Origin of the sequence: Bacillus sp. ATD (genome assembly GCF_050585765.1) — a bacterium.
GTDB classification, from domain to species: Bacteria; Bacillota; Bacilli; order Bacillales; family Bacillaceae; genus Bacillus; species Bacillus stercoris.
Window position 1 is genome coordinate 227,359 of the sequence record NZ_JBOBQH010000003.1, and the last position, 13,533, is coordinate 240,891.

At 44.6% G+C, this 13,533-nt stretch carries 12 protein-coding genes; all 12 read right to left on the reverse strand.

The features are described 5' to 3' along the window. Positions 1-3: 3 nt before the first annotated feature. The 12 genes from ACQXR1_RS09440 to sdaAA all read right to left on the reverse strand — a co-directional run bounded on the left by ACQXR1_RS09440 (position 4) and on the right by sdaAA (position 13,512). Entirely contained in the window at positions 4-336 is a 333-nt protein-coding gene (locus ACQXR1_RS09440) for a putative DNA-binding protein (protein WP_003238590.1), read from the reverse strand. Between the two features lie 121 nt (positions 337-457). Continuing rightward, on the reverse strand, positions 458-1,228 hold the full coding sequence (locus ACQXR1_RS09445) for a phosphotransferase family protein (protein WP_430772085.1): 771 nt from the start codon (positions 1,226-1,228) through the stop codon (positions 458-460). A gap of 84 nt (positions 1,229-1,312) precedes the next feature. Continuing rightward, entirely contained in the window at positions 1,313-2,302 is a 990-nt protein-coding gene (gene ftsY, locus ACQXR1_RS09450) for a signal recognition particle-docking protein FtsY (RefSeq protein WP_014663946.1), read from the reverse strand. Between the two features lie 19 nt (positions 2,303-2,321). Then, positions 2,322-5,882: a chromosome segregation protein SMC gene (gene smc / locus ACQXR1_RS09455; protein WP_430772029.1), complete on the reverse strand. Its 3,561-nt coding sequence runs from the start codon at positions 5,880-5,882 to the stop codon at positions 2,322-2,324. Between the two features lie 100 nt (positions 5,883-5,982). Next, entirely contained in the window at positions 5,983-6,732 is a 750-nt protein-coding gene (gene rncS, locus ACQXR1_RS09460) for a ribonuclease III (protein WP_003232030.1), read from the reverse strand. Positions 6,733-6,871: 139 nt separating this feature from the next. Next, the gene (gene acpP / locus ACQXR1_RS09465; protein ID WP_003154310.1) at positions 6,872-7,105 is read right to left on the reverse strand and encodes an acyl carrier protein; all 234 of its coding nucleotides are present in this window, start codon (positions 7,103-7,105) and stop codon (positions 6,872-6,874) included. Between the two features lie 83 nt (positions 7,106-7,188). After that, a complete protein-coding gene (gene fabG / locus ACQXR1_RS09470; RefSeq protein ID WP_014113766.1) occupies positions 7,189-7,929 on the reverse strand; it encodes a 3-oxoacyl-[acyl-carrier-protein] reductase in 741 nt (246 codons plus the stop codon). Next, the gene (gene fabD / locus ACQXR1_RS09475) at positions 7,922-8,875 is read right to left on the reverse strand and encodes an ACP S-malonyltransferase (RefSeq protein WP_069840334.1); all 954 of its coding nucleotides are present in this window, start codon (positions 8,873-8,875) and stop codon (positions 7,922-7,924) included. Before fabD ends, fabG begins: the two co-directional genes overlap by 8 nt. Positions 8,876-8,893: 18 nt before the next feature. After that, positions 8,894-9,895, reverse strand: a complete 1,002-nt coding sequence (gene plsX, locus ACQXR1_RS09480; protein ID WP_071580703.1) for a phosphate acyltransferase PlsX — start codon at positions 9,893-9,895, stop codon at positions 8,894-8,896. Between the two features lie 13 nt (positions 9,896-9,908). Next, positions 9,909-10,475 carry a transcription factor FapR gene (gene fapR / locus ACQXR1_RS09485; RefSeq protein WP_003232044.1) on the reverse strand — a complete coding sequence of 189 codons (567 nt, stop codon included), beginning with the start codon at positions 10,473-10,475 and terminating at the stop codon, positions 9,909-9,911. A 108-nt stretch (positions 10,476-10,583) separates the two neighbouring features. Further along, on the reverse strand, positions 10,584-12,632 hold the full coding sequence (gene recG, locus ACQXR1_RS09490; protein WP_430772030.1) for an ATP-dependent DNA helicase RecG: 2,049 nt from the start codon (positions 12,630-12,632) through the stop codon (positions 10,584-10,586). Beyond that, the gene (sdaAA, locus tag ACQXR1_RS09495; RefSeq protein ID WP_003232049.1) at positions 12,610-13,512 is read right to left on the reverse strand and encodes an L-serine ammonia-lyase, iron-sulfur-dependent, subunit alpha; all 903 of its coding nucleotides are present in this window, start codon (positions 13,510-13,512) and stop codon (positions 12,610-12,612) included. Before sdaAA ends, recG begins: the two co-directional genes overlap by 23 nt. Positions 13,513-13,533 lie beyond the last annotated feature (21 nt).

The window sequence follows — 13,533 nt, forward strand, 5'->3', positions numbered from 1 at the left end:
CTCCTAATCTAATTTCTCAAGCGCTTCAATCAGAGCTGTAATTTCTTCCTCTTCTTTTGAACCGGAAGCAAGCTCCTTCAGCTTATTAAACATCTCTTTACGCTCCTGAAACTTTTTCAAAAGGAGCAGCTTTTCTTCATATTGTTCAAGCATCGCTTCTGTTCGTTTGATGTTATCATAAACAGCTTGTCTTGAAACCTCATATTCTTCGGCTATTTCGCCTAGGGAGAAATCGTCCAAATAATAAAGCGACATATAGCTCTTCTGTTTTGACGTCAACAACGACTGATAAAAATCAAACAGATAATTCATTCTCGTTGTCTTTTCGAGTGACATTTGAGCTCTCCCCTTTGTTAAGTCAAATCCCTTTACGATAACTTAGTTTACACGGTTTTATTGATACTGTCAAGTTTTTATCTTGTCAAAGCATGCTGCTCTTTTTGCATAATAAATTCATTCAGAAAAATTCATATAGACCGCCGTTAAAATACTCGAATTCTTGTTTAGATACTCGATAGCGGCAATAGCCTTCGTAAAAAGCATTGAGAAATGCTTCATTTGTGGCAAAATTTCTGATCGCTAATGATTCATCATATCGCGGATCTCCCGCTGATATTCCCGCAGCATCAATAAACAGACAGACCTCTCCGTCTTTCACCAGCACATTATCAGTTGTGCAGTCACCATGAATCATTGTCTGCTGAACAGGAACAGGCCTGTGCTGGTCCAATTCCTTCAAAAGCCATGCGCTGCCTTCAGCTTGTCCTTTTTCGACATATTCACCGGCTCGTTTGATTTGCAAATCGAGCCAATCTATTTCCGGCTGTAAATCAGGGACAAGTTCGGTTTCATGCAGACGATTGAGAAACTGGCCGAAGCTTTTGATCAGCTTTTTCTTTTCAGTATCTCCCTTTGCTTTTCTTAAAGCAGAAGTCAGTGTAATTCCATCTTCAAACGACATGACGATATGGCTGGAATGCTGTTGCTGGATAAACCCATAATAAACAGGGACAGGCAGACGATGAGTTTCGGTAAGCTTTTGTAAAACAAGGGCTTCTCTCCTTAACCATTCCCGATACCTCAAGTGAGAAGAACTTTTCAACAGATATGCGCCTTGGCTTGTCACTATTTTTCGAACGGTTGAAGTGCCTCCCTGTTCATCCAACAGCGACATGTGTTGTATTGCGCCGATCTTTTTTTCCAATTCAGCTTTCAGCCATTTGTCCAACAATCTGCACCCTCCATTCCGATATATCAATGCGTATAAAAAAGCGAGTATAAAACTGTCCATTTTATACTCGCTTTTTATTCATTAATCCTCGGCTTTTTCCACTAAATCTGAAAAGAGCCCGTACACATACGATTCTGGATCAAATTCCTGGAGGTCATCAACTTTTTCACCTAACCCGACTAGTTTAACCGGGATGTGAAGCTCGTTGCGAATCGCAAGGACGATACCGCCTTTTGCCGTACCATCAAGCTTCGTTAAAGCAATGCCGGTAACATTTGTCGCTTTAGAGAACTCTTTTGCCTGGGCCATTGCATTTTGGCCAGTTGTGGCATCAAGGGCAAGCAGCACCTCATGCGGCGCTTCAGGAACCTCTCTTTCGATAACACGTTTCACTTTTTCAAGCTCTTTCATGAGATTGACTTTGTTTTGGAGACGACCTGCCGTATCACAAATTAACACATCGGCATTTCTTGCTTTTGCAGCATGAACAGCATCGTAGATGACAGCCGCCGGATCGCTTCCGGCCGTCTGCTTAATGACAGGCACTCCTGTACGCTCTCCCCATACTTCCAGCTGTTCAATGGCTCCCGCTCTAAAAGTGTCTCCGGCAGCAAGCACGACAGATTTTCCTTCTTGTTTCATTTTATGAGCAAGCTTTCCGATCGTTGTCGTTTTCCCAACGCCGTTTACACCTACCAGAAGGATTACGTTTAAACGCCCATCCTGGATATTCAGCTCTGAAATTTGCTCATCTCCGCTGTTATAAATCTCGACCAGTTTCTCAGAAATGACTGACTGGACTTCCTTCGGATCTTGGATATTTCTGCGTTTGACTTCTTTTTTTAGTTCATCTATCAATTCCATAACGGTTGTAAAACCGACATCCGCGCTGATAAGAACCTCTTCAAGCTCTTCGAAGAAATCCTCATCCACTTTACGGTAACGGGATACAAGATCATTCACTTTGTTTTGAAAAGAGTTTCTTGTTTTTTCAAGGCCATCCTTAAACTTTTCAGATACGGAATCTGTCTGTTTTGTGATTTTCTCTTTTAATTTTTTAAAAAAGCTCATCTTTTAACCTCTTTCCTCGTTACTGAACGAATTCTTTTGTTTCTTCCAGCTTAACTGAGATTACCTTGGACACACCGGACTCCTGCATGGTTACGCCGTATAGGACATCCGCTTCCTCCATCGTCCCTTTTCTGTGGGTAATCACAATAAACTGGGTATCTCTGCTGTATCTTTTTAAATACTGCGCAAACCGGAACACATTCGCTTCGTCAAGCGCAGCCTCTACTTCGTCAAGGACGCAAAACGGCACTGGGCGAACTTTTAAAATTGAGAATAAGAGCGCTATAGCCGTAAGCGCACGCTCTCCGCCTGACAGGAGATTTAAGTTTTGCAGCTTTTTCCCCGGCGGCTGTGCGATAATCTCCACTCCTGAGTGAAGCAGATCGTTAGGATCGGTGAGCCTCAATTCAGCTCGCCCCCCTCCGAATAAGGAGCGGAAGACTTGATCAAAGTGTGAGCGGATTTGGACGAATGTGTCGTTAAAGCGTTTCGTCATTTCTTCATCCATTTCTTCAATCACTTGGAACAGGGTATTTTTCGCTTCTGTTAAATCTTCTTTTTGTTCCGACAGAAACTTGTACCGTTCGTTGACCCTCTCAAACTCATCTATGCTTCCGAGGTTCACGGTACCAAGCTCTTCAATTGCGAGTTTTATCAGCTTCACGCGCTTTCTGGCTTCCTCTGGATCAGTTTCAAGCTGATATTTCTCTTTTGCCCCCTCAAAGGACAAGCTGTATTCCTCCCGCAAGTACTGGAGTAAATTATCGAGCTCTACTTCCATTCGCCCAAGTTTGACTTCCTCGTCTTTTAAGAGTGTTGTTTTTTGTTTATACAGGCGTTTCATTTCTTTTAGCTCACGCTCATACGTATCAAGCCCATGCTGAAGCTTGATGCGCTGATCGCGCCTTAACGCAATCAGTTCGATCGTTTTCGTTTTGTCATTCAATTTATGTTTTGCGGCTTCTTCCAGCTTTTCTTCGCCGCTGGTGCTTGATGACATCTCTGACGTTAAGAAGCTTAAGTCTTCTCTTGCTTCTTTTAACGCAAACTCAGTTTCTGTGAGCTCTTTCTTCAATCTGGCAAGGTTGTCCTCTTCCCCCTTGCATGCCTGCTCTTTTTTGGCTGCTGCGATCTTCAGCTCAGTCAGCTCGTTGGAGAGAGACTCTTTCGTTGAGGATTGCGATTGTTTTTGTTTTGTCAGTCTGTCTATGTTCTCTTCAAGATGCTTCATCTTTTCAGATACGGCAGAGAGCTCTTCTTCAAGCTTGCGTTTGCGCGCTTTTTTCTCTTCATCGCTTTCTGACAGAGCAGATTTTTCTTGATCATAGAGCTCTAAATGGGTATTAATATTTTTCTCGGCAACTTGAAGTTCGTACAGCTGGCCCTTCACATCCTGCTGCTTTAACCTTAAGCTTTCTCCGGTTTCTCTTAAGTCAGCCAGTTTTTTCTCCATATCCTGAATGGAGTGCTTAAGGGTTTTGACCTCTTGTTCAAGCAGAGCAGTTTTCTCTTCCATTTCAGCGAGCCGTTTCGTCACATCTTCTAGCTCCCGGCTTCTTCCGAGAAGGGAGTTATTTTTCTTTTTAACCGCGCCGCCCGTCATTGAGCCACCAGGGTTCACAACATCTCCCTCAAGGGTTACGATGCGGTACCGGTGCCCGAGAAGCTTCGCAAGCTCGTTTGCACCCTTTAAATCCTCTGTGATCAGCACGGTCCCAAGAAGATTCTGTATGACGCTTCGATATGCAGGATCAAATGTGACAAGTTCACTGGCAACCCCGAGAAATGATGAGTGCCGAGCGGCTGTTTCCGCGTCACGGCTTTGAAGCTGGCGGTCTCTAATAACAGAAAGAGGCAAAAACGTCGCCCGGCCGAAGGAATTCTGCTTTAAATATTGAATCGCTTTGCGGGCAGACTGTTCATCGTCGGTCACGACGTGTTGAGCAGAAGCGCCGAGCGCTATTTCAATGGCAGTTTCATACTTCCGTTCTGTCGAGATCAGCTCAAGGACCGCTCCGCGAATTCCGCCAAGGCGCTCTTTCGCTTTCAGCACTTCTTTAACACCTTGATAAAAGCCGGAGAAATCCCCCTGCATCGTCTCAAGCATGTCCTTTTTTGCTCTCGCTTGCTGAACGTATTGGTATGCCTGATACAGAGCGGATTCATTTTTTTCGTATTGGCGTTTTTTCTGCTCATATTTTGTCTGCATATCACGATATGCACCAACTTGGCTGTGAATCTCCTGCTCAATTCGGGCAAATTCCGTTTCACATGCTGCTTTTCGCGCAGAAATATCACGCCGTTCCTGTAAGTGCTTTTCATTGTTGTCCGCGAGTCTCTGCAATGTGACAGCAGATTGGGACATCTGATCATCTAGGAGCTGGAGCTCGTTGCGAATCGAAGCCTGGCTGTTTAACAGCTCAAAGTAATCACTTTTCAGCTGCTCGATTTTCTCTTCGACATTTTCGTTGTGAAGACTTAGAGCCTGTTGTTTTTCTTTTACTTGAGCCCTTAGCTGTTTCACCTCTGCTTGAAGTGTTTCGAAGACAGCTTCCTGCTTCGCAAGCTCTTCTTTCAGCACCGTTTCTTTTTGCTGGAACTGAACAATGGCTTCTTCAAGCTGTTCTTGGTTTTGCACAGCGTTTTTCTTTCGTTCTTTCAGGACTTCTTTACGGCCTTCAAGCTTTTCCAGCTCTTCACTTGTTACCAGTAAAACTTGCTGGAGCTCATCTACTGATTCATCAAGCGCTTGAATTTTATCCCGCGCATCTTCGATTTTCGCTTCTTTCGCAGAAATCGCAGACGATTCAGCGAGCTCTTCTTCCTTTGCAAGCTGCACTTTCTCTTTAAGCGTTGACCATTTGCCATGCAGCTCTTCGATATCATAGGCAGTCAGCGCAATTTCAACATGCTCCAGTTCTTTCTTTTTCTCAAGGTAATCTTTCGCGATTGAAGCTTGAATTTTAAGAGGTTCAACCTGTCCTTCAAGCTCATGTAATATATCTTCTACCCGATTTAGGTTGTCCTGTGTTTCAAACAGTTTATTTTCTGCTTTTTTCTTTCTCGTTTTATATTTAAGCACCCCGGCCGCTTCTTCAAAGATACTGCGGCGATCCTCTGCTTTGCTGCTTAAAATCTCTTCCACTTTCCCTTGGCTGATAATAGAAAATGCTTCTTTACCAAGGCCGGAGTCCATAAATAAATCAATAATATCTTTTAAGCGGCATGGCTGATTGTTAATCAGAAACTCACTTTCGCCTGATCTGTACACACGTCTTGTGACACTAACCTCGTGGAAGTCAATTGGCAAGAAATGATCGTCATTATCAAGAGTAAGCGTAACTTCAGCTAGATTTAATCGCTTTCTTGAATCACTGCCGGCAAAAATAATATCTTCCATTTTTCCGCCGCGAAGAGAGCGTGCCGATTGTTCGCCGAGAACCCAGCGAATGGCATCCGTGATGTTGCTTTTTCCGCTTCCGTTCGGGCCGACAACCGCTGTCACGCCTTTCACGAAGTCTACGGAAATCCGTTCTGCAAATGATTTAAATCCTATAACGTCTAAACGTTTGAGGAACATAGCGATCCTCCTTATGTAATAAGTATTTCAATTCTATCATAAACATTGGTGAAATAAGACGGCATACATACTGAAATCCCCCTGAATTATAAGGGGGATTTTATTGTTTCGTATGGTGTTTTTGCAATTTAGCTAAAGCTTCCTGAGCAGCGTGCTGTTCGGCTTCTTTCTTTGAACGGCCGTTTCCGACTCCGAGTGGTTCACCTTTTAGAGATACGATGGCTTCAAATTCACGGTTGTGCGCAGGTCCTTTTTCGTTGGAGATTTTATACTCCAGAGAGCCTTTGCCGTCCCGCTGCACGTATTCCTGCAGCTGGCTTTTGAAATCCATCACATGAGAAAAAGCACCATCGTTAATTTTAGGGAACACATAAACTTTTAAGAAACTTTCGACCGGCTCTAATCCTTGGTCAAGATACAAGGCTCCGATAAATGCCTCAAAAACATCTGCCAATAGAGCAGGACGCTTTCTTCCGCCTGTCATTTCCTCACCTTTCCCCAACAGGACAAGGTCGCCGAATGACAGTTCGTGAGCCAATGAAACGAGAGACGGTTCGCAAACAATTGCGGCTCTCAATTTCGTCAAATCTCCTTCACTCATAGCCGGGTATTTGGCAAATAAGAATCTGGAGATCGTCAGTTCCAAAACAGCGTCACCTAAAAATTCAAGCCTTTCATTATCTTCATACGGCTTTTTCCGATGCTCATTCACATAAGATGAATGTGTAAATGCTTGATACAAAAGCTTTTCATTTTGAAAGTGAACCGAAATCCGTTCTTGAAACTCTTTAAATTGTTCTACTTTTTTATAGAACTTTTTTTTATCTTTATAATGTGAGTGTTTTGACATAGTAACCTCCATAGGCACATCAGGTTCACCGCGCTTCTCTGACTAAACCGGATACAGCGCGCGTAAAAGCGGCATGCTGTAATAACTGCACGAATAAAGGGCTAAAGCCCCGCGTTTCGGCGGGACTTTTAGCATCAGCTTATTGCTGGTTTTGTATGTAGTTCACAGCGTCGCCGACTGTTGCAATCTTTTCAGCATCTTCGTCAGAAATTTCCATATCAAACTCGTCTTCAAGTTCCATAACAAGCTCAACTACATCTAGGGAATCAGCACCTAAGTCTTCCTTGAAAGAAGCTTCAAGTTTGACGTCTGCTTCATCAACGCCAAGGCGATCTACGATGATTTTCGTTACACGCTCTAATGTATCTGCCATAGCAATTCACCTCCCCTCAAGTATTATAGTGGATTCGTTTTTAAAAAACTAGAGAAACTATGATGAAATTTTCGAGAAAAAACTTACATCACCATTCCGCCGTCAATATGAAGTGTTTGGCCTGTCATGTAACGTGCTCCCTCTGAAGCAAGGAACGTGACAACACTGCTGACATCGCCGGGTTCGCCAAAGCGCGCGAGCGGAATTTGTTTCAGCATTTCATCTTGAACGTCTTTTGCAAGTTTATCTGTCATATCAGTTGAGATAAATCCTGGCGCTATCGCATTTACCGTAATATTTCGGCTGGCCAGCTCTTTAGCGGAAGATTTGGTTAAACCGATGACGCCGGCTTTTGCAGCCACGTAGTTGGCTTGTCCAGGGTTTCCGCTGACGCCTACGATAGACGATACGTTAATAATACGTCCTGAACGCTGTTTCATCATTTGTCTTGTCACAGCTTTTGTGCAGTTGAAAACACCCTTCAGGTTAATGTTAATGACATCATCCCATTCGTCTTCCTTCATTCTCATGATGAGATTGTCTCTTGTAATTCCCGCATTATTAACCAGAATATCAATCGTAGAAAAAACAGAAAGCGTTTCTTTTATCATGTTTTGTACATCTTCGGGATTTGATACATCCGCTTTGACAGCAATTGCTTTTCTGCCCATTGATTTGATTTCATCAACCACTTCATTTGCTTTCGCTTCATTGCCGGAGTAGTTCACGACAACATTCGCGCCGCTTTTTGCCAGGTCAAGGGCGATTGAGCGGCCAATTCCGCGGGATGCGCCAGTGACAATAGCCGTTTTATCATTAAGCATTATCATTCTCCTCCTTAAGCGTTTGAATTGCCAGCTCGATCGTTTCCGGATCTGATACAGCAATTGTTTTTAATCGTCTGTTTACTTTTTTCACAAGGCCTGAAAGCACTTTTCCGGGACCGATTTCAACAAAAGTCGTAACGCCCTCTGCAATCAGCTTGTTAATGCTCTCCTCAAAACGAACAGGAGAGTAAAGCTGCTCAATGAGTTTTTGTTTGATTTCAGCTTTTTCAGTCATCACGTCAGCAGAAACATTTGAGATGACCGGAACGTCAGCGTCTTTTATGTCACAGGCATCCAATACCTCTTTCAGCTTTTCAGCTGCCGGTTTCATCAGTTCGGAATGGAACGGACCGCTTACTTCAAGCGGAATCGCGCGTTTTGCACCATTCTCTTTTGCCAGTTCAGATGCAAGCTCAACCCCTTTAGCTGTTCCGGAAATAACGATTTGTCCAGGACAGTTGAGATTCGCAAGCTGCACAAGGTTGCCTTCCTTCGTGACTTTATCAGTTACTTGCTTTAACGCTTCAGCATCCATGCCGAGAATCGCAGCCATTGCTCCTTCGCCAGCCGGTACCGCTTCATTCATAAACTCTCCGCGTTTTCTGACGGTGTAAACAGCATCTTTGAAGGACAGGGCGCCAGCCGCAACCAGTGCAGAATATTCACCAAGGCTGTGCCCTGCTGTGAAATCAGGTGTAATGCCAGATTCTTTAAATTTCTCAAGAACTGCAATGCTTGTCGTAAGCAAAGCAGGCTGCGCATTGTATGTAAGTGTTAATTCTTCAGCAGCACCCTCAAAAATAAGCGAGCTGAGTTTTGTTTCTAACGTTTCATCGGCTTCATCAAACAGACGCTTTGCAGCAGGCACCTGCTCATAAAGCTCTTTTCCCATGCCGATAAATTGTGAACCCTGACCCGGGAATAAAAATGCAATCTTACTCATGATGTAAAAACCTCCAGACTACTCATCTGTTTTTTCTTCTTTTACTTCTTCCTGAATGAGTTCAGCCACATTTTGGCTGACCATCTCTCTTGCTTGCCGAATCGCATGAAATACTGCATGAGAATCTGATGAGCCGTGCGCCTTGATCACAGGGGCTTTTAAGCCAAAAAGACTTGCTCCGCCATAATTCGAGTACTCCATTTTCATTTTCATTTCTTTCAACTTTGGCTTCAGCACAGCTGCTGCAAGCTTGGATGTGAAAGTAGACGTCATTACTTCTCTCATCATTTTAAAAATAGACAACGCAGAGCCTTCCAGCGTTTTGAGTGTAACATTCCCGGTAAAGCCGTCTGTTACTACAACATCCGCCACATCATCTAATAGGTCTCGCGCTTCCACGTTTCCGATAAAATTGATGTTCTCTGTTTCTTTTAACATTTGAAACGTTTGTTTCGTCAGTTCGTTTCCTTTTTTATCTTCTGTTCCGACATTTAAAAGCCCGACTCTCGGTGAAGAGACACCGCGCACTTGCTGAGAATAAACAGAGCCCATGATGGCGTATTGAACGAGGTGCTCCGGTTTGGCATCGACATTGGCGCCGACATCAAGCAGAAGAAATCCGCCTCCCGAAACGGTCGGAAGTGTCGGGGCAAGCGCCGGACGGTCAATTCCTTTAATTCTTCCGACGATAAAGAGACCGGCTGTCATTAACGCACCGGTATTCCCTGCTGAAATGCAGGCGTCAGCTCTGTTTTCCGCAACCTCCTGCGCCATAAGAACCATTGATGAGTTCTTTTTTCTTCGCACGGCGCGGACCGGTTCATCCGTAGGCTCAATCACTTCATCTGCGTGCAGCACCGTGATGCGATCTGATGTTGTTGTTAAATGTGATTCTATCGTTGTTTTGTCACCGACAAGTGTGATATGGAGATCATCAAATGCCTCTATACCTTTTATAACTCCGTCAATAACAGCTTTGGGAGCGTGGTCTCCCCCCATTGCATCTACAGCTATTCTCATGCATGCTCCACCTTTATGAATGTTTTGAACGATACATATCAAAGCGTCCAGAAAAAACAATTTCTTCGCCAACGTAGCTGTTCACTTCGACAACCGTTCTTCCTTTTTCTTTTTCGACAGCCGTTACTTTCGCTTTCGCTACGACGCGTTCTCCCTGCTTTACCTGTCTTGTAAAGCGGATGTCTGCACTTGCAGTCAGCGCCAGCTCGTCATCAATGACTGCAACGGCCAAAGAATTCGCCTGTGCAAATAAATGGTGTCCTCTCGCAATCTGATTCCGGCTGAACACATGCTCCTGTTTTATTTCTAAAATGGATATCGCCTGATCATCCAGCTCAAGGTCAATAATTTCTCCGATAACTTCATCAAGTGACAGGGACTTTACTTCGTCCTCAAGTGTTTTCTCTGCCACGTTCTTAATTCTTTCTCTCAGCTCCGGTATGGAAAGCTCTAAGCGGTCCAAACGTATCGTCTGGATGCTCACCCCGAATTTACCAGCTAATTCTTCATCTGTAATAAAAGGGGTTGCTTGAATCGTCTGCTGAAGTAATTCCTGGCGTTCTCTCTTATTTCTTCTCATATCTAAACACCATCCGGACAATTAAGACTAGGTACTAATAGTAGTATATAATTTCATAGATTGGAATGCAACGATTGTTTCTGGCTGAACACCAAAAACTTCTGATGCTCAGCTTAATTTTTCCCCGTCCATTACTCCGCTCTTCAGCAAATGCTCTCTTAACGCAGCGTATTCCGGCTCCTTCCAGAACGCGTCGGAAGCCACAAGATTCGCAGCATCCTGCCTTGCCGTTTCAAGCGCTCTGTAATCATGAACCATGTCCGCCACCTTGAATTCCGGCATTCCGCTTTGTTTTTTCCCAAAGAAATCACCGGGACCCCTCAGTTCCAGATCCTTTTCAGACAGCTCGAACCCGTCATTGGTCTCCGACATGATCCTCATCCGTTCTTTCCCTGTTTCTGATTTTGGATCAGCCATCAGAATACAGAAAGATTGATGTTCCCCCCGTCCGACTCGGCCGCGCAGCTGGTGAAGCTGTGACAGACCGAAACGGTCGGCGTCATAAATCACCATAATCGTTGCATTCGGAACATTCACGCCGACCTCAACGACAGTGGTGGATACGAGAATTTGACAGTGATTTGCGCTGAATTCTCTCATGACCTGGTCTTTTTCATCTGAATGCAGCTTTCCGTGCATAAGGCCGACGTTCCATTTCCCCCGAAAAATATCAGAAAGCATATTGTACACGTCAATGGCGTTTTGCACATCAAGCTTGTCTGATTCTTCAATCAGCGGACAGATGATATAAGCCTGTCTGCCTTGCTTTAATTCTTTTTCGACAAATGCCAAAATGCGATCCAGCATGTCATGTTTTACCCAATAGGTTTCGATTTCCTTTCGTCCAGCCGGCATCTCATCAATAACTGATACGTCCATTTCACCGAACACTGTGATCGCTAACGTTCTTGGAATCGGAGTGGCTGTCATAAAGAGAACATCGGGATCCTGCCCTTTGTTCCGAAGCTTTTTGCGCTGCTCAACCCCAAAACGATGCTGTTCATCTGTAATAACAAGACTCAGCGCCTTAAACTCCACCTCATCTTGGATTAAAGCGTGGGTTCCTACAAGAATATCAATCTCTCCCGCCGCAAGACGTTCAAGCAATTCTTTTCGCCGCTTCCCTTTAACGGAGCTTGTCAAAAGAGCCACGCTGACATCCCATTTTTCAAATAGTGAAACAAGCGAGTCAGCATGCTGTTCGGCCAGAATTTCTGTCGGCACCATGAGCGCTCCTTGGTATCCGGATAAGATCGCGGCATACAGCGCAATCGCAGCGACTGCTGTTTTTCCTGATCCAACGTCCCCTTGAAGAAGACGGTTCATTCTGTATGGAGAAGACATGTCTGCTGTTATTTCGCGAAGAACGCGTGACTGGGCATTTGTGAGGGGAAACGGGAGGCTTTTGATAAATCTCATGAGTTCTTCGTTTGAAAAAACCTGCCGTATCCCTTGTGTCTGCTCTCTTTCCGCCTTTCGGAACGCCTGCATTTTCAACTGAAACAGCAAAAATTCTTCGTAAACAAACCGTCGTCTGGCAAGCTTTAATGCTTCCCTTGTTTCAGGCTGGTGCATTGCTTTTAACGCCTGATAATAGTCAGGCAGTTTATAGCTTTTTCTTAGCTTTTCCGGAAGAGGATCAGGAAGTGATTCTGCATATTGGGTCAGCGCCTGCTGAATAAAGCGCCTCATCATTTTGACGGTAACATTTTCTTTCACAGAATACACTGGTTCAATGCTTTTATCTTCTTGATGCGGCCCGTTTTTCAACTCTTGTACAGAGATCGTTTGGCGGTGCTTGTCCCATTTACCTGAGACCGTCACAACAGAGCCGAGCGAAAGCTTTTTCTTCAAATAAGGCCTGTTAAAACATACGGCTGTGATTAAATAGTTGCCGACAAGAACCCGAAATGTCAGCCTGTTTCGTTTTTTTCCGTAATAGGTAAGAGAAGGCTCTGAATGAACCTTCCCTTCGACTGTCACTCTTTCATCATGCGCTACTTCTTCTAAATCCCTCAGCTCATAGTCATCATAGCGATAAGGGAAATAATTCAGAAGATCAGAAATGTCATAAATTCCGAGTTCGTGTAATGTTTTTTCTGTTTCCGGCCCAATACCCTTAATGTTAGCTATACTAGTTTGCTGATGTTGTTTCACGTGAACCTAGCGCTCCTCCGAAAATTTTTTTCTCTAACTCTCTTCCAGTCGGTGTGGCCGCTAAACCGCCCTGGCCTGTTTCCCTAAGCGCAGTTGGCATCGTTTGGCCTATTTTATACATGGCATCGATAACCTCATCACATGGAATACGGCTAGTAATGCCCGCCAATGCCATATCAGCGGCGATCATCGCATTTGACGCGCCCATCGCATTCCGTTTCACGCAGGGCACCTCAACAAGCCCCGCTACAGGGTCGCACACGAGGCCTAGCATATTTTTTAATGTAATGGCCATGGCCTCCGCGCTTTGTTCGGGTGTTCCTCCTGCCATTTCAACAATGGCCGCAGCCGCCATGCCTGAAGCTGATCCAACCTCTGCCTGACATCCTCCGGCAGCACCGGAAATACTTGCGTTATTCGCGACGACAAATCCGAAGGCTCCAGCCGTAAACAAAAAGCGGATCATTTGTTCTCTCGTTGGATTCAGCTTTTCTTTTACAGCAAATAACGTGCCGGGCACCACACCGGCAGAACCTGCAGTCGGTGTCGCACAGATGGTTCCCATAGCTGCATTTACTTCATTTGTTGCCACGGCTTTCGATACAGCATCTAAAATCAGCGGGCCAGACAGGCTTTTTCCTGATCGAATATAAGCCTGTAATTTAACGGCGTCTCCGCCCGTTAAACCCGTTTGGCTCGTCACTCCCTCGAGTCCTTTCTGAACCGCCGCTTCCATAACAGACAGGTTATGATCCATCTGCTGAAAAATGTCCTCTTTTGTTTTTTCTGTTACTTCCATCTCTTGAGCGATCATCACATCAGAGATCAATATTTGTTTTTCTTTAGTAATCTCAATTAATTCCTTTACATTACGAAACATAACTGGCTCCTCCTGACCCTT